14 protein-coding genes are annotated in these 17,169 nt (G+C 68.3%); 10 read left to right on the top strand and 4 right to left on the bottom strand.

Annotated elements, in window-relative coordinates; all coding sequences use genetic code 11:
* Positions 1-4: 4 nt before the first annotated feature.
* Positions 5-1,978: a dehydrogenase E1 component subunit alpha/beta gene (locus VFV19_01685; protein ID HEX4823003.1), complete on the bottom strand. Its 1,974-nt coding sequence runs from the start codon at positions 1,976-1,978 to the stop codon at positions 5-7.
* A 142-nt stretch (positions 1,979-2,120) separates the two neighbouring features.
* Positions 2,121-3,095 carry an FAD-dependent oxidoreductase gene (locus VFV19_01680; GenBank protein HEX4823002.1) on the bottom strand — a complete coding sequence of 325 codons (975 nt, stop codon included), beginning with the start codon at positions 3,093-3,095 and terminating at the stop codon, positions 2,121-2,123.
* A gap of 100 nt (positions 3,096-3,195) precedes the next feature.
* Here VFV19_01680 and VFV19_01675 point away from each other — a divergent pair, with 100 nt between their 5' ends.
* From VFV19_01675 to VFV19_01660, 4 genes are read left to right on the top strand one after another with little or no spacing between them, the layout of a single operon-like run.
* A complete protein-coding gene (locus VFV19_01675; GenBank protein ID HEX4823001.1) occupies positions 3,196-3,828 on the top strand; it encodes a DUF47 family protein in 633 nt (210 codons plus the stop codon).
* 13 nt (positions 3,829-3,841) lie between these two features.
* Positions 3,842-4,894: an inorganic phosphate transporter gene (locus tag VFV19_01670; protein ID HEX4823000.1), complete on the top strand. Its 1,053-nt coding sequence runs from the start codon at positions 3,842-3,844 to the stop codon at positions 4,892-4,894.
* Positions 4,895-4,906: 12 nt separating this feature from the next.
* Positions 4,907-5,563 carry a glutathione S-transferase family protein gene (locus VFV19_01665; GenBank protein ID HEX4822999.1) on the top strand — a complete coding sequence of 219 codons (657 nt, stop codon included), beginning with the start codon at positions 4,907-4,909 and terminating at the stop codon, positions 5,561-5,563.
* Positions 5,556-5,942, top strand: coding sequence for a Rieske (2Fe-2S) protein (locus VFV19_01660; GenBank protein HEX4822998.1), 387 nt, complete (start codon positions 5,556-5,558; stop codon positions 5,940-5,942). The genes VFV19_01665 and VFV19_01660 overlap by 8 nt, the downstream gene beginning before the upstream one ends.
* A 23-nt stretch (positions 5,943-5,965) precedes the next feature.
* Here VFV19_01660 and metH read toward each other — a convergent pair whose 3' ends face one another.
* Together metH and VFV19_01650 are read right to left on the bottom strand one after the other, a co-directional pair.
* Positions 5,966-9,640, bottom strand: a complete 3,675-nt coding sequence (gene metH / locus VFV19_01655; GenBank protein HEX4822997.1) for a methionine synthase — start codon at positions 9,638-9,640, stop codon at positions 5,966-5,968.
* A gap of 62 nt (positions 9,641-9,702) precedes the next feature.
* On the bottom strand, positions 9,703-10,269 hold the full coding sequence (locus VFV19_01650; GenBank protein HEX4822996.1) for a hypothetical protein: 567 nt from the start codon (positions 10,267-10,269) through the stop codon (positions 9,703-9,705).
* A 101-nt stretch (positions 10,270-10,370) separates the two neighbouring features.
* On the opposite strand from VFV19_01650, the gene VFV19_01645 reads away from it, so the two are divergent.
* The 6 genes from VFV19_01645 to VFV19_01620 all read left to right on the top strand — a co-directional run bounded on the left by VFV19_01645 (position 10,371) and on the right by VFV19_01620 (position 17,167).
* Entirely contained in the window at positions 10,371-10,850 is a 480-nt protein-coding gene (locus tag VFV19_01645; GenBank protein ID HEX4822995.1) for a TlpA disulfide reductase family protein, read from the top strand.
* Positions 10,847-11,455: a thioredoxin family protein gene (locus VFV19_01640; GenBank protein ID HEX4822994.1), complete on the top strand. Its 609-nt coding sequence runs from the start codon at positions 10,847-10,849 to the stop codon at positions 11,453-11,455. Before VFV19_01645 ends, VFV19_01640 begins: the two co-directional genes overlap by 4 nt.
* A gap of 117 nt (positions 11,456-11,572) precedes the next feature.
* Positions 11,573-12,241, top strand: a complete 669-nt coding sequence (locus VFV19_01635) for a cytochrome c3 family protein (protein HEX4822993.1) — start codon at positions 11,573-11,575, stop codon at positions 12,239-12,241.
* Positions 12,229-15,213, top strand: a complete 2,985-nt coding sequence (locus VFV19_01630) for a TAT-variant-translocated molybdopterin oxidoreductase (protein HEX4822992.1) — start codon at positions 12,229-12,231, stop codon at positions 15,211-15,213. Before VFV19_01635 ends, VFV19_01630 begins: the two co-directional genes overlap by 13 nt.
* Entirely contained in the window at positions 15,213-16,619 is a 1,407-nt protein-coding gene (gene nrfD / locus VFV19_01625) for an NrfD/PsrC family molybdoenzyme membrane anchor subunit (protein ID HEX4822991.1), read from the top strand. The genes VFV19_01630 and nrfD overlap by 1 nt, the downstream gene beginning before the upstream one ends.
* Positions 16,616-17,167, top strand: a complete 552-nt coding sequence (locus VFV19_01620) for a DUF3341 domain-containing protein (protein HEX4822990.1) — start codon at positions 16,616-16,618, stop codon at positions 17,165-17,167. The genes nrfD and VFV19_01620 overlap by 4 nt, the downstream gene beginning before the upstream one ends.
* The last annotated feature ends 2 nt before the right edge of the window (positions 17,168-17,169 follow it).

Below are 17,169 nucleotides of genomic sequence, written 5' to 3'. Positions count from 1 at the left end.
TCGGCTAAGAGGTCAGCAGCGTTCGCAGGGTGTCGAGGAGCCGCGCCCTCGGCATGAACAGCTCCTCGAGCTTCTTGCTGAAGGGAACCGGGATGTCGAGACCGCCGAGGCGCTCGACCGGCGCGTCGAGGTGCTGGAAGCATTCCTTCGCGATCGTGGCCGCGATCTCGGCGCCGAAGCCGCCGGTCACCGGGGCTTCGTGGAGGACGAGCGCCTTCGACGTCTTGCGCACCGAAGCGGCCGCGGCCTCGACGTCCCACGGGATGAGCGTGCGCAGGTCGACGACCTCGACCTCGAAACCCTCGGTCGCGAGCTTCTCCGCCGCCTCGAGCGCCCAGACGACGCCGGCGCCGTAGGTGACGATGGTCGCATCGGTCCCCGCGCGGGCGATGCGCGCCTTGCCGATCGGGAGCGTGTAACGGCCCTCGGGCACCTGTCCCTTCGCCGAGCGATAGAGACCCTTGTGCTCGAGGAAGAGGACCGGGTTGCCGTCCTCGAACGCCGCGAGCAGCAATCCTTTCGCGTCGTAGGGCGTGGCGGGCTCGATGACCTTCAGGCCCGCGGTGTGGGTGAACCACGCCTCCATGTTCTGAGAGTGGAACGGACCGGCGCCCATGCCGCCGCCGACGGGAACGCGGAGCACGACGGGAAGCGGCGCGCCCCAGCGGTAGTGCGTCTTCGCGAGGTTGTTCACGATCTGGTTGAAGCCGCACGTGATGAAGTCGCCAAATTGCATCTCGAGCATCGGCCGGAAGCCGTCGAGCGCGAGCCCCATGGCGCAGCCGACCGCCCCCGACTCGATGATCGGGGTATTCCTGACACGTGCCTTCCCGAACTCCTCGGCGAAACCCTCAGTGCACTTGAAGACGCCGCCGTACTCGGCGATGTCCTGGCCCATCAGGATCACGCGCGGATCAGCCATCGCCTCGTGGAGTCCGTCGCGGACGGCATCGACGAGGCGCATCTCCTTCGACGGGCCCGACGGATCGTGAACGACGACACCGGATGGCGCGAAGACGTCTCGTAGCTCGGCGCCCGCGCTCGAGTCGGGGTCAGGGGCGGCGAGCGCGCGGTCGGCGACGTCGTCGATCATCGCCTTCATAGTCGAGCGAAGCGACTCGATCTTGGACGGCGAGACGACCTTTTGCTCGAGGAGCGCCGCCTCGAACCGCGCGACGGGGTCTTTCTTGGCCCAGAGCGTGAACAGCTCCTTCGGAACGTAAGCGGTTCCCGAAGCCTCTTCGTGGCCGCGCATCCGGAACGTCTTGAACTCGAGGAGTGTCGGACCGTCGCCCGAACGGGCGCGCGTGGCCGCCGCGGAGACCGCGTCGACGACGGCAAGGAGGTCGTTCCCGTCGACGATGACGCCGGGGATGCCGTAGCCGATCGCCTTGTCGGCGATGTTCTCGCACGCGTACTGCTCGGAGACCGGAGTCGAGAGGCCGTACTGGTTGTTCTCGACGATGAAGAGAACCGGGAGCTTCCAAACCGCCGCGAGGTTGATCGCCTCGTGGAAGTCGCCCTCGCTCGTCGACCCGTCGCCGGTGAACGTCGCGGCGACGCGCTTCTCGCCGCGGAGCTGCGCCGCGAGCGCCAGGCCGTCGGCGACGGGGAGCATCGCGCCGAGGTGGCTGATCATCCCGACGATGCGGTGATCGAGCGCGCCGAAGTGGAAGGTGCGGTCGCGCCCTTTCGTCCAGCCGCCGTCCTTGCCGAAGAGCTGGCGGAAGAGCTTCTCGAGATCGAACCCGCGCGTCGTGAAGACGCCGAGGTTCCGGTGCATCGGCAGGATGAAGTCGTCGTCGTTCAGGGCCGACGCGACACCGACCGCGATCGCTTCCTGCCCGATTCCGGAGAACCACTTCGAGAGCCGACCCTGACGGAGAAGATTGAGCATCTTCTCCTCGATCATCCGCGGCAGCAGGATCGCGCGGTACAGCTCGAGGAGGCGCTTTTCGGAGGTCGTTTGCGTCGCCATCGCGCGGAAGGTTAGCAAATGAGGGGACAACTACCGGAATGAAAACCCGGGACTGTAACCAGGTTTTTCTTACGCGCGTAGTTCGCGCGTAAGAAAAACCTGGTTACAGTCCCGGGTTTTCATTCCGGTAGCTGTCCCCTCTTTACTTCGGGATTTCCGACCCAGCGCGTCGAACGACTTCTTCCGCGCATCCCCACGACAGCGTCATGCCGCCGCCGCCGTGGCCGTAGTTGTGGATGATGACGCCGTCCGGACGGCGGACCGTCTCGAGCCGCACTTCCCTGCGGCCGGGACGGAGGCCGACGGCTTGCGACAGCACCTCGGCGCGCGCCAGCTCGGGGACGACGGCGACGCAGCGCTCGAGGATGGCGCCGGAGGTCGCGGGCTCGACGTCCATGTCCCAGCTTCCGACCTCGGCCGTGCCGCCGAGCACGGTGCAATCGGGGCGGGGGATGACGTAGATCAGAGGCGAGCCTTCACCTCCCGCCTGGAGGAAGCGCGTCGCGTGGCCCGGCGTCACGCGCACGATCTGTCCGCGGATCGGATGGAGGTCGTCGTCGCGCACGAGCTCGGCCGCTCCGAGGCCGGTGCAGTTGACGACGAGCGACGCCTCGAGGAGGAGCGGCTCGAGTCCGCCGACGCTCCTCGCCTCGATCGTGACGCCGAGCGCATCGAGGCGCGACTCGAGCCACTTCAGGAAGACCGGCATCATGGCGACCGGCGACAGGAAGACGCGGCCGGTCCGGTAACCGTCCGGCACCTCGTCGGCCCTCGCGTCGCGCAGCGACTCGACGGCGCCGGCCCACCACGGCGAAGCACCGGGCTCGGTGAGATCGATCCCTTCGACCATCGTGACGCCGGTGTCCGGTTCGCGCGCGAGGTCGCGGAAGACGCGGTAGGCGCGGCGGCTCCAGCCGAGGCCGCGATCGGCCGGCCCGCAACGGAACGGATACCAGACCGCCGCGGCGATATCGGAGGTCGTGTGCGGTGTCCGCTCGCGGGCGAAGACGCGGACCTTGAATCCGGCCTCGGCGAGGCGCAGAGCGGACGTCAGGCCCGACACGCCGGCGCCGACGACGACCGCGTCGCGCGTCAAGACTTTCCGGGAGAAGGTCACCCCCGGAGTGTACCGAAACCAACGCCAATCCCCCGGACGCTTGTCGGAAACGCGGGGACGATGATAGAAAGTCCTACGGTCGACAGGGGGGAATGCACTCATGGGTCTGATTCCGCGCGAGGTCCAGTTCTTCGATCTCCTCGAGCAGCAGTCGAACGTCGTCGTCCGGGGCGCGAAGCTCCTCCAGGAGTGCCTCGAGTCGAAGGGCTCGGTCGACGAGATTTACCTCGCGAGCAAGCGCATCCACGACGTCGAGCACGAGGGCGACGAGCTCGTCCACCGTCTGATGGACCGCCTCAACAAGAGCTTCATCACGCCGCTCGACCGTGAGGACATCTACGAGCTGACGAGCCGCCTGGACGACGTGCTCGACTACGTCGACGCGGTCGCGAAGCGCCTCGTCACCTTCAAGATCGCGACCCCGACGCACCACGCGATCGAGCTCGGGCGCATCATCGTGCGCGGCGCCGAGGAGACCGCGGCGGGGATCGCGCTCCTGCGCGACCTGAGCCACGCCGACGCGATCGTCCGGCAAGTCGCCAAGATCAACCAGCTCGAGAACGACGCCGACCAGGTCATGCGCGACGCGCTCAACGAGCTGTTCAACGGCGGCACAAAGGACCCGCTCGAGGTCATCAAGTGGAAGGACCTCTACGAGCACCTCGAGGTCGCCACCGACAAGTGCGAGGACGTGGCGAACATCATCGAGACCGTCCTCGTGAAGTACAGCTAGGCGGAAACCTCCCTTGCCGCAGAGCTTCTTCCAGGATCTCGGAGCGATCTTCGCCCACCCGTACGTGGCGATCATCTTCGTCGCGGCGCTGGCCTTCGACTTCATCAACGGCTTCCACGACGCCGCGAACTCCATCGCGACGATCGTCGGCACGCGCGTCATGCGGCCCGGACCTGCGGTTCTCTGGGCCGCGTGGTGGAACTTCGCCGCCGCCTGGTGTTTTCCGCTCGCGGTCGCCAACACGGTGGCGAAGTGGGTCCACCCCGAATTCGTCAATCCCGACGTCATCCTCGCGGGGCTCATCGGCGCCATCGTGTGGGACGTCATCACGTGGCTCGTCGGTCTTCCCACCAGCTCGTCTCACGCGCTGCTCGGCGGCTTCGCCGGCGCCGCGATCGCCTTCGCGGGGACCTGGAACGGCGTCCTCCACGTCGGCAAGCTCGTCACGACGGTCGAGTTCATCGTCATCGCGCCGTTCATCGGGTTCGTGCTCGCGCTTGCGCTCGTCGTCATCGTCATCCGCGCCTTCTGGAAGTTCGCGGCGTCGAAGGTCGACCGCTGGTTCCGCGTCATCCAGCTCGGCTCGGCCGCGGCGTTTTCGCTCGGCCACGGCACGAACGACGCGCAGAAGACGATGGGGATCATCGCCGCGCTCTTCTACGCGACGATCTGGAAGGCCGACCAGGCGGCGTTCGAGGCGGGCAAGGTCCAGTTCCCGTTCTGGATCGTCCTCGTCTGCCATCTCGCCATCGGCCTCGGGACGATGACGGGCGGCTGGCGTATCGTGAAGACGATGGGGATGAAGCTCACGAAACTCCGGCCCTACGGCGGCGCCTGCGCCGAGACGGCGGCCGCGATCTCCCTCTTCACCTCGGCGAGCCTCGGCGTCCCGGTGTCGACGACCCACACGATCACCGGCGCGATCGTCGGCGTCGGCGCCGTGCAGCGCGTCTCCGCCGTCCGGTGGGGGATCGCGCGACGCGTCGTGTGGGCCTGGGTGCTCACGATCCCGATGGCCGGGCTCGTCGGGATGATCTGCTACAGGCTCATCGCGCTCTTGGGATAGCGAGGCTCTCCAATGCTCAAGCTCCATCATCTCGATCGCTCGCCGTTCGGCTGGAAGGTCCGCATGGTCCTGGCGGAGAAGGACGTGCCGCACGAGCTCGTCATCCCCGACAACAAGACCGAGGATCCGGCGTTCGCGAAGCTGAACCCCTACAAGCTCACGCCGGTCCTCGAGCTCCCGGACGGACGGTCGCTCTACGAGTCGACCGTGATCAACGAGTACCTCGAGGAGGCGTTCCCGCAGCCGCCGATGCTGCCGAAGGATCCCTACGAGCGAGCGCGTATCCGCATGCTCGAGGACACGACCGACCAGTACCTCTACACGGCGCTCCGCGAGCTGCGTGCCGCCCAGTTCGAGTACGCGCCGCCGTATCTCGTCCGCAAGAAGCCCGACGAGATCGATCACAAGGCGCTCGAGGGCGCCAAGGCGAAGGTCCACCAGCACCTCGCGCGCCTCGAGGCCGAGCTGTCCGGCCGGAACTATTTCGGCGGCGACATTTTCTCGCTCGCCGACGCCGGACTCGTGCCGCCGCTCACGGCGTCGCTCCCGCTCCTCTCGATCCTCCCGGACGACCGCTACCCCGCGCTTCGCGCGTGGGCCCTCCGGGTCAATGCGCGCCCGTCGGTGCGCGCCTCCGCGCCCAAGGTTCCGCTCAGGATCCGTGACTGATCCCTGGGTTCGCGCCGGCGAGACCGCCCGCTGGATCAAGGGGCGCGGCCGGCGCGTCGACGTCGCCGGAAACGCTGTCGCCGTCTTCTGGGACGGCGCGCGCTTCATCGCCGTCGCCGACGCCTGCCCGCACATGGGCGCGTCTCTCGCCGACGGCCGCCTCGTCGGCGACGACCTGCAGTGCTCGTGGCACGAGTGGCGTTACGACACGACGACGGGTCAGTGCCCCCTGAGGCCGTGGGCGAAGGTGCGCGTCTACGAGACGAAGGTCGAGCAGGGAGCGTTGTGGATCAAAGCACCGGAGCCGGCGAAGCCACCGGAGGACGAACAGGAGCCCGAGTGGCTGACCTGGGATCCGAGCCGCTATTTCAAGAAGTGAAATGGGGACATTCTGTCCCCAATTCAGTAGCCGAGGTGCGGCCGCAGCCAGCGCTCCGTCTCGTCGACGGTGATTCCCTTCCGCCGCGCGTAGTCCTCGACCTGATCGCGCCCGATCTTGCCGAGGGAGAAGTAGCGCGACTTCGGGTGCGCGAAATAGAAGCCGCTCACGGACGCCGCAGGGGTCATCGCGAAGTTCTCGGTGAGGCGGATGGACGCGGCGGACTCGACGTCGAGGAGCTGCCAGAGCGTCGCCTTCTCCGTGTGGTCGGGGCAGGCGGGATAGCCGGGAGCGGGGCGGATGCCGCGGTAGCGCTCGTGGATGAGATCGTCGAGCGAAGGTCGCTCGTCGCGGCCGTAGCCCCACTCGATGCGCGCGCGATGGTGGAGCAGCTCGGCGAACGCCTCCGCGAGCCGGTCGGCGAGCGCTTTGACGAGGATCGCGTTGTAGTCGTCGTGATCGGCCTCGAACTTCTTGACGAGCGCGTCGACGCCGATGCCGGTCGTCACCGCGAACGCGCCGACGAAGTCGACGATCCCGCTCTCGCGCGGCGCCACGAAGTCGGCGAGCGAGAGGAGCGGCTCGCCCTCGCCCTTCTCGGTCTGCTGGCGGAGGAAGTGGAGGCGCGCACGCTCGGCGTCGCGCGACTCGTCCCGCCACAGCACGACGTCGTCGCCGTGCGCGTTCGCGGGGAAGAAGCCGTAGACGCCGAAGGCGTGGAGGAGGCGCTTGTCGACGATCCGCGCCAACAGCTTCTGGCCGTTGTCGAACAGCTCGCGCGCCGCGGCGCCGTGGACCGGGTGCTCGAGGATGCGAGGGTAGACGCCGGGCAGCTCCCAGGCATGGAAGAAGGGTGTCCAGTCGATGTAGGGCAGCAGCTCGTCGAGCGGGAGCGTGGCGACGGTGCGCGAGCCCAGGAACCCGGGGCGCGGAATCTCGTCTCCCGACCACGAGAGGGCGGGACGTCGCGCCCGCGCAACGGCGTAGGGGACCGTGGGAGCTTGGTCGCGCGCCTCGTAGGAGCGGCGGATCTTCTCGTACTCCGCGCGCACGTCCGAGAGGAAGGGGCCCGAGAGCGCGGGAGAGACGATGCTGCCGACGACGTCGACGGCGCGGCTCGCGTCGACGACGTGGACGGTGGGGCCCGGATACTCGGGGGCGATCTTGACGGCGGTGTGCTTGCGTGACGTCGTCGCGCCGCCGATGAGAACCGGCGTCGTGAACCCCTGCCGCTTCATCTCGCGGGCGACGTGGACCATCTCGTCGAGCGAAGGCGTGATGAGCCCCGAGAGGCCGATGACCTGGACGTCGCGCTCGCGCGCTTCTCTCAGGATCCGCTCGGCGGAGACCATGACGCCGAGATCGATGACCTCGTAGTTGTTGCAGCCGAGCACGACGCCCACGATGTTCTTGCCTATGTCGTGGACGTCCCCTTTGACCGTCGCCATGAGCACGCGAGCCCGGGAGGTCGCGCCGCCGCCTGCGGCCTTCTCCGCCTCGAGGTACGGCTCGAGCCACGCGACCGCTTTCTTCATGACGCGCGCGCTCTTGACGACCTGGGGCAGGAACATCTTCCCGGCGCCGAACAGCTCGCCGACGACGTTCATCCCGGCCATGAGCGGCCCCTCGATGACGGCGAGCGGCTTGCCATAGCGGGCGAGCGCCTCCTCGGTGTCGGCCTCGACGTGATCGACGATGCCCTGGACGAGCGCGTGCTCGAGCCGCTTCTCGACCGGGGCGTTGCGCCAGGCCTCGTCGACCTCGCGCGCCTTCGCGCCTCCCTTGATTCCCGCAGCGAACGTGATGAGACGCTCGGTGGCGTCGGGCCGGCGGTTCAGCAGCACGTCCTCGACGTGCTCCAGGAGGTCTTTCGGGACCTCGTCGTAGACGGCGAGCTGGCCGGCGTTGACGATCCCCATGTCGAGTCCCGCGCGGATTGCGTGGTAGAGGAACGCCGCGTGCATCGCCTCGCGGACCGGCTCGTTCCCGCGGAACGAGAACGACACGTTGCTCACGCCGCCCGATGTCTTGGCGCCGGGGCACTCCTGCTTGATCCGCCGCACCGCGTCGAGGAAGGCGACGGCGTACGGGGCGTGCTCTTCGATCCCGGTGCCGACGGTCAGGATGTTCGCGTCGAAGATGATGTCCTCGGGAGGGAAGCCGACCTCCTCGGTGAGAATCCGGTAGGCGCGCTTCGCGATCGCGACCTTGCGGTCAACCTCGACCGCCTGGCCCTCCTCGTCGAACGCCATCACGACGACCGCGGCGCCGTAGCGCCGGATCGCCCGGGCGTGTCCTCTGAAGACCTCCTCACCCTCCTTGAGCGAGATCGAGTTGACGACGCCCTTGCCCTGGAGGCACTCGAGACCGGCGACGAGCACCGACCACTTCGAGCTGTCGACCATGATCGGGAGCTTCGCGATCTCGGGCTCGGAGCCGATGAGGTGGAGGAAGGTGGTCATCGCCTTCTCGGAGTCGAGGAGGCCCTCGTCGAAGTTGACGTCGAGGATGTTCGCGCCGCCCGCGACCTGATCGCGCGCGACGGCGAGCGCGCCCTCGTAGTCGTCCGCCGCCACGAGGCGCGCGAACTTCTTCGAGCCGGTGACGTTCGTCCGCTCGCCGATCACGGTGAAGTTCGAGTCGGGGCGAATCGAAAGGGGCTCGAACCCGGAGAGGTACGTGAACGCGACCGGCGCGACCGGCTTGTGCGGACGGAGCCCGCCGACCGCGTGCGCGATCGCCTCGATGTACGCCGGGGTCGTCCCGCAGCATCCGCCGACGGCGTTGACCCAGCCTTCGCGCGCGAACTCGGCGAGGGTCGCCGCCATCTGCGCCGGCGTCTCGTCGTAGCCTCCGAGCTCGTTCGGAAGCCCCGCGTTCGGATAGCAGGTGATCGGGAGCGGCGCGACGCGCTGAAGGTCCTCGAGGAACGGGCCCATCTGCTCGGCACCGAGCGCGCAGTTGAGACCCGTCGCGAGGAGCGGCGCGTGCGAGATCGAGATCCATGCCGCTTCGAGCGTCTGCCCCGACAGCGTGCGCCCGCTCTGATCGGTGATCGTGAGCGATGCGATCACCGGCACCGAGCTTCCTCGTTCCTCGAACAGCTCCTGGATCGCGAAGAGCGCCGCCTTGAGATTCAAGGTGTCGAACGTCGTCTCCGGAAGGAGGAGATCGGCGCCGCCGTCGAGAAGGCCGCGCGCCTGCTCCTTGTACGCGTCCTTCAGCTCGCGGAAGTGGATCGCTCGGAACGCTGGATTCTCGACGTCGGGGGAGAGCGACGCCGTGCGGTTCGTTGGACCGAGGGAGCCCGCCACGAAGCGCGGCTTGCCCGGGTGCGCCGCCGTGGCGGCGCGGGCCGCGCGAACGGCGATCTCCGCGGCCGCCTTGTTGATCTCGTAAGCGTGCCGCTCCATCCCGTAGTCGGCGAGCGAGATCGCCTGCGCGTTGAAGGTGTTCGTCTCGAGGATGTCGGCGCCGGCGTCGAGATACTTCGTGTGGATCTCGTGGACGACCTCGGGCCGCGTGAGGCACAGCAGGTCGTTGCAGCCCTTCAGGTCCTTCGAGTGATCCTTGAACCGCTCCCCGCGAAAGTCCGCCTCACCCAGCCGGTACGACTGGATCATCGTCCCCATGGCGCCGTCGAGCACGAGGATGCGCTCGAGGAGCAACCGGGCGAGCGGATGAGACGTGAGGGGCATCGCGAAGGGCCTCCCCTCCGAAGATTACCAAACGCCCCCCGGAAGGCCCGGCCATGACGCACTTAGCGTCCGGCGGTGCCCCCGGTCGCAGGCCCGACGACGAGGTCGAACCCGACGCGGATCGATTGGGCCCCCGTCTTCGCGTCGATGAGCTTCGGCGTCACCTCCATCGGGCCGTTGGCGGAGTCGACCTCCCAGCCCTTGTCCGGGAGGATCGGGAGCGGCGGGAGAAGAGGGCCGACGTCGATGGCGCCCATGATCGGCAGGGTGAGATTCACCTTGTCGAACTTGAGGAAGCAGACCTTTTTCCCGCCGGCGTCCTTCACGTCGAGGGTGAGCCGCGGCGTCACCGGCGAGTCGAGGTTCAGCTCCGGCACGATGAGGCGGAGTGACGTCAAGATCCCGCCGTTCGGCCCTGCGGCCGGGTCGAAGCCGGTGACCTTCACGTCCTTGAGCTGGAGATTGAGCGTCTTGCCGCTGTGCAGGTCGACCGGGACGTGGTCGGGCGCCAGCTTGGAGAGCAGCTCGTTCAGGGTGGCCGCGTCGAGCGTCACGTCGACGCGTGCGAGCGCCGGCAACGCGGTGAGAGCCAGGATTCCGATGAGCGGGAGCAAGCGTCGAAGGGTCATGGCGGCCTCCTGGCAGCGATGTTAACCGTCCCACCCCCCATGCGCCCCCGTCCCAGCAAAGGTTGCGGGCTTTTTCGCCGTAGGCCATCCTCTGCGGACGCATGCCGATCGTCGCAGCAGTACTCCTCGCCGCCGCGGCCGCCGCCCCGGCGCCCCGCCCCGCCGACTCCAAGGCGGTCCTGGACGAGGTCCATCGCGCCGGCGCCTCCGCGGTCATGCTCAACGTGTGGGCGACGTGGTGCATGCCGTGCCGCGAGGAGTTCCCGGATCTCATCAAGGCGGCCCGCGAGCTCGCGCCGAAGGGACTCCGCCTCGTCCTCGTCTCGGCCGACATGTCGGACTCCGCGGCCGATGTGAAGACGTTCCTCACCGAGCAGGGCGTCGACTTCCCGACCTTCATCCAGGCGGAGACCGATCAGAAATTCATCGATGGCCTCGACCGGCGGTGGACCGGCTCGATCCCCGCGACGTTCCTCTACGGCAAGGACGGGAAGCTCGTCCGCTACTGGGAGGGGAAGGCCGACTACGCGACCATCAAGAAGCGCGCCGAGGCGGCGCTTGCATCCAAGGAGGCTCCATGAACCGGAAGGCACTATTGGCAGTTCCGCTCGTCCTCGCGGCCGCGGCGGGATTCATCCTCGCCGGCGATCCGCTCACGATCGGCGGCAAGATGCCCTCGACCGACGTGAAGATGCAGAACGTCGACGGCAAGGACGTCACCCTCGCCCAGGTTCAGAAGCCGGCGGGAACCCTCGTCGTCTTCACCTGCAACCATTGCCCGTTCGCCAAGGCGTGGGAATCGCGGATCGTCGCCCTCGGCAACGAGTACGCCGCGAAGGGGATCGGCGTCGTCGCGATCAACTCGAACGATCCCAACGTCGCGCCCGAGGACGACATGGGCACGATGCAGGCGAAAGCGAAGGAAGACGGCATGAACTTCCCGTACGTCGTCGACGCGACCTCGTCGGTCGCGAAGGCGTTCGGGGCGACGCGGACCCCCGAAGCGTTCCTCTTCGACAAGGGCGGAAAGCTCGTCTACCACGGCGCGATCGACGACAACAAGGAAGACGCGAAGGCCGTGACGAGCCCCTATCTCAAGAACGCCCTCGAGGCGGTCACCTCCGGTAAGGACGTCGCCGTCAAAGAGACCAAGTCGGTCGGTTGCGGGATCAAGTTCCGTTCGTGAAATAAGAGGACAGGCACCGATTTTCTGAAGGACGAAAATCGGTGCCAGTCCCAACGATTTCACCGTTTCCGTTCGCTTGCACCCGGATCGTGCCTCTCGATATAGTGCGCGGTCCGCATGGCACAAGACGGCAATCGTCCGTTCGTCTTCCCCAAGTGGGTCGACGATCTGAAGCCCCTGCTCGCGGGCCTCGCCCTCGGCGTGCCGGTCTTCCTCGTCTTCCTGGTCTGGTACGGCGGATCGCCCGCGACGACCGACGTCGGCTACGCGCCCGTGCAGCCGGTCCCGTACTCGCATCTCCTCCACGCCGGGCAGCTCGGCATCGACTGCCGCTACTGCCACACGACGGTCGAGATCGCCGCCCACGCCGCGATCCCGCCCACGCAGACCTGCATGAATTGCCACACCAACATCAAGTCGGCGTCGCCGAAGCTCCTCACCGTTCGTGAGAGCAACGCGAGCGGGATGCCGGTGCCTTGGGTGCGCGTCCACGACCTTCCCGATTTCGTCTACTTCAATCACAGCGCCCACGTGCAGCGCGGCGTCGGGTGCGCCGAGTGCCACGACCGCGTCGACAAGATGGAGGTCGTCTATCAGGCGAAGAAGCTGTCGATGGGGTGGTGCCTCGACTGCCACCGCAACCCCGACGCGCACCTCCGCCCTCCCGAGCTCGTCACGAAGATGGACTGGCCGCCGCCGGGCACCGACCGGCTGGCGATCGGCCGCAAGGTCCGCGAGCAGTACCACCTGAACCCTTCCGAGGACTGCAGCACATGCCACCGCTAGACGACGATCAGGGCCGCATGTGGCGCAGCCTCGAGGACCTCGCCGGCGATCCGTCGTTCCGCGAGACCGTGGGCCGCGAGTTCCCGCTTCACGCCGACGAGATGCTGGCGCCGTCGCGACGCGACTTCCTCCGGCTCATGGGCGCGTCGGTCGCGCTCGCCGGGATGACCGCCTGCCGCCGCTGGCCGACCGAGCACATCGTCCCGTTCGCGCACCGCCCCGAAGGGTACGTGCCGGGGAGCGTCCTCCAGTTCGCGACGGCGTTCGATCTCTCGGGCCGGGCGATCGGGCTCCTCGTCTCGAGCTACGACGGCCGGCCGATCAAGATCGAGGGCAACCCGCTCCACCCGGGAAGCCTCGGCGCGACCGACACGTTCGCCCAGGCCACGATCCTAGAGCTCTACGATCCCGACCGCAGCACCGATGTGATCGAGCGCACCGGCGGCGCCGCGCACTCGCGCACCCAGGACGATTTCGACCAGTGGCTCGACGCGCTCGCGCAGGAGATGACGCCGAGCGGCGGCCAAGGGTTCCGGATCCTCGCCGAGCCGTCGTCGTCGCCGACCCTGGCCGATCTGCAGGCGAAGCTGGCGCTCAAGTTCCCGAAGGCGGTCTGGGTCGAGTGGGATCCGCTGACCGGCGACCAGGCCCGCGAGGGAGCCTCGCTCGCCTTCGGCCGCCCCGTCAGGACGGTGCTCGACCTCGCGAAGGCGGACGTGATCGCCGCCTTCGACGCCGATCTCTTCGTGGACGACCCCCAGTCGATCGAGAACGCGCGGGCCTGGGCGGTCCGGCGCTCCGCCTCCGGCGGGACGATGAACCGGATGTGGGTCGTCGAGGCTGGCTTCACGAACACCGGAGCCTGCGCCGACGAGCGGATCGCGGTGCAGAGCGCCCTCGTCTCCGTGGCCCTCGGACGCCTCGCGGCGCGCCTGCGCGCCCACGGTCTGCCCCTCCCGCCCGAAATCGACGACGCCACCTCACGCTTCGTCAGCCACCCCTGGGACGACAAGCGGATCGACGCGCTCGCACAAGATCTCCTCGCCGCGCGCGGCCGCGGCGCGGTCGTCGTCGGGAAGAGGCAGCCCGCGGCGGCGCACGCGCTCGCGCACGCCCTGAACGCGGCGCTCGGGAACGCGGGGGCGGCGGTTCGCTATGCTCCCGACCCGGCTCCCGCGCGGCCCTCGCACAGCGCCGCCGCCGCCAAGCTCGCGGGGGAGATCGGCGCCGGGCTCGTCGAAGCGCTCCTCATCGTGGGCGGCAACCCCGCGTACGACGCGCCCGGAGATCTCGACTTCGCGACCAAGATCGCGTCGGTCAAGAAGAGCGCGCACCTCGCGTTGTACGACGACGAGACGTCCCGCGCATGCCGCTGGCACGTGCCGCAGGCGCACTACCTCGAGGCATGGGGCGATGCGCGGGCGTGGGACGGCACCGTGTCCGTCGTCCAGCCGCTCATCGAGCCGCTCTACGGCGGACGCTCGGCGATCGAGCTGGTCGCGCGCTTCGCCGACGGGAAGGCGACGGCCGGCTACGATCTCGTGCGCCGGCGCTTCGCGGGCTCCGATCCCGAGTGGCGGAGGATCGTCCACGACGGCGTCGCGCCCGGAACCCGCTCCGCCGACGTCTCCCCGGCCATTGCCGCGGGCTTCGGCCGCGCGGTCGCCTCGCTCGCCGACGCACGCCAGATCGGTGGAGGCGCGGCCGAGCTCGTCTTCACGCGGTCGGCCTTCTACGACGGCCGCTTCGCCAACCTCGGATGGCTTGCGGAGCTGCCCGACCCGGTGACGAAGCTCACGTGGGACAACGCCGCGCTCCTCGCCCCCGCCGACGCCGACGCACTGGGCGTCAAGCGCAACGGCGACCTCGTCGCCATCACCGCCGCGGGCGGGACGATCACGCTCCCCGCCTACATCCTCCCGGGCCAGCCGGTGGGGACGGTCGGCGTGGCGCTCGGATGGGGCCGGACCGCAGCGGGTCGCGTCGGCAACGGTCTCGGCGTCGACGCGTATCGCTTCCGGCGCTCGGACGCCCTCTGGCGCCACGAGGCGAAGGTCACGCGCGCATCCGGGCACATCGAGCTCGCGACGACGCAGGACCACCACGTCGTCGACGCGCTCGGCAAGAAAGAGCAGGCGATCCGCGCCGACGAGCTGATCCGGACCGGGACGCTGAAGGAATACAAGGCGCACCCCGAGTTCGCGAAGGAGATGGTGGAGGTCCCGAAGCCCGCCAACCTGTGGAAGCCGCACGAGTACAGCGGCCACAAGTGGGCGATGGCGATCGACCTCAGCTCGTGCGTGGGCTGCGCCGCCTGCACGATCGCCTGCCAGGCCGAGAACAACATCCCGGTCGTCGGCAAGAGCGAGGTCCTGAGGGGACGCGAGATGCACTGGATCCGCGTCGACCGCTACTTCGCCGGCGAGGCGGAGAAGCCGCGGATGGCTTTCCAGCCGATGGCCTGCCACCACTGCGAGAACGCGCCGTGCGAGCAGGTCTGCCCCGTGGCCGCGACGGTCCACGACCACGAGGGGCTGAACGTCATGATCTACAACCGCTGCGTCGGCACGCGCTACTGCTCGAACAACTGCCCCTACAAGGTCCGCCGCTTCAACTGGTTCAACAACCACAAGCACGAGAGCGCGGTCGCGATGATGGTCTACAACCCCGACGTCACCGTCCGCTCGCGCGGCGTCATGGAGAAGTGCACCTACTGCATCCAGCGGATCGAGACGGCGAAGATCGCGGCGAAGAATGAGCGCCGCGACCTCCAGGACGGGGAGATCGTGCCGGCGTGCGCGCAGGTCTGCCCGACCGAGGCGATCGTCTTCGGCGACCTCAATCTCAAGGGGAGCCGCATCGCCGCGCGGCACGCCGACGCGCGATCGTACGGGGTCCTGGACGAGGTCAACACCGGCCCGCGCACGCGCTACCTCGCGCGCCTCAAGAACCCCGCGGGGGAGGAGGCGTGATGGGCGTCGCCGCCCTCGATCCGCGGGCCGGGCGCGACAACACGTCGCAAGATCCGACCGCCCGTCAGCCGCTCGTCCTCGGTGGGCTCGACGACGCGGGGGTCACCGAGCGTGTCTGCGCGATCGTCGAGGCTCCGAAGCCGCCGAAGGCCTGGTACGTCGCCTTCGCCATCGCGGCCTCGTTCACCGGGATCCTCGGCCTCGTCGTGCTCTACCTCATCACGACGGGCGTCGGCGTGTGGGGGCTCAACAAGCCGGTTTCCTGGGGCTTCGACATCACGAACTTCGTCTTCTGGGTCGGGATCGGCCACGCCGGCACGCTCATCTCGGCGATCCTCTACCTCTTCCGGCAGCGCTGGCGCACGGGGATCAACCGCTTCGCGGAGGCAATGACGATCTTCGCCGTCATCTGCGCGCTGCTCTTCCCCGGCATCCATGTCGGCCGCATCTGGTTCGAGTACTGGATCGCGCCGCTCCCCAACCAGATGGACATGTGGCCGAACTTCAGGAGCCCGCTCCTCTGGGACTTCTTCGCGGTCGGGACCTACTTCACCGTCTCCTTGTGCTTCTGGTACATGGGGCTCATCCCCGATCTCGCGACGATCCGGGACCGCGCGAAGACGAAGGTGCGCCAGATCGCCTACGGGATCGCGGCTCTCGGCTGGCGAGGGAGCAACCGGCACTGGCACCGCTACGAGCGCTCCTATCTGCTCCTGGCCGGGCTCGCGACGCCGCTCGTGCTCTCGGTGCACAGCGTCGTCAGCTTCGATTTCGCGACGTCGATGCTGCCGGGATGGCACGCGACGATCTTCCCGCCGTACTTCGTCGCCGGGGCGATCTTCGGCGGGTTCGCGATGGTGCTCCTGCTCTCGGTGCCGTGCCGCGCGTGGTTCGGCCTCAAGGACCTCATCACGCCGCGCCATCTCGAGAACATGTGCAAGATCCTCCTCGCGACCGGGATGATGGTCGGCTACGCCTACGCGATCGAGTTCTTCATCTCCTGGTACTCGGGCAACCCCGTCGAGGGGTTCGTCTTCGTGAACCGCGCCTTCGGCCCCTACGCGTGGGCGTACTGGACGATGGTCATGTGCAACGTCGCGGCGCCGCAGGTGTTCTGGTCGCGCCGCGCCCGCAGCAACCCGTGGATCATCTTCGGCGTCGCGGCAGCCGTGAACGTCGGCATGTGGTTCGAGAGGTTCGTCATCATCGTGACGACGCTCTCGCGCGACTACCTGCCTTCGAGCTGGGGATCGTACACCCCGACCTGGGTCGAGGTGCTCACGCTCATGGGGTCGTTCGGCCTCTTCTTCACCCTCTTCCTGGTCTTCCTCCGCTTCCTGCCGATGGTCGCGATGGCGGAGGTCAAGGCGGTCATGCCGCGCCCGCACCGCGAGGCCCACCGATGAGCGCGGCGCCGAAGGCCGAGCGCGCGCTCTGGGGACTGCTCGCCGAGTTCCCCGACGCCGACGCGCTGACCCACGCCGCGTCGCGTGTCCGCGATGCGGGCTACGTGCGCTGGGACGCGTACACGCCGTTCCCGGTCCACGGCCTGGACGACGCGATGGGCGTGCGGCCGACGCGCATCCCGTGGCTCGTCTTCTTCGCCGGGGCGACCGGCTGTCTCGGCGGCGTGCTCATGCAGTGGTGGATGAACGCCGTCGACTACCCGATCATCATCAGCGGCAAGCCGTTCTTCAGCCTGCCGGCGAACATCCCGGTCGCTTTCGAGCTGACGATCCTGCTCGCCTCGCTCACCGCGTTCTTCGCGATGCTCGTGTTCAACGGGCTGCCGCAGCTCCACCACCCGCTCTTCCGGAACGAGCGGTTCCGACGCACGACGACCGACGCATTCTTCATCGCGATCGACGCGAAGGACCCTCGGTTCGACGTGGAGGAGACCGACCGTCTCCTCCGCGGCGCCGGCGGCACCCGCGTCGAGTGGATCGAGGAGTAGGC

This window comes from Candidatus Polarisedimenticolaceae bacterium, from assembly GCA_036275915.1.
Lineage (GTDB): Bacteria > Acidobacteriota > Polarisedimenticolia > Polarisedimenticolales > DASRJG01 > DASRJG01.
Note: the sequence above shows the minus strand (reverse complement) of the source record. Positions and strands in the feature narration are given on the sequence as shown.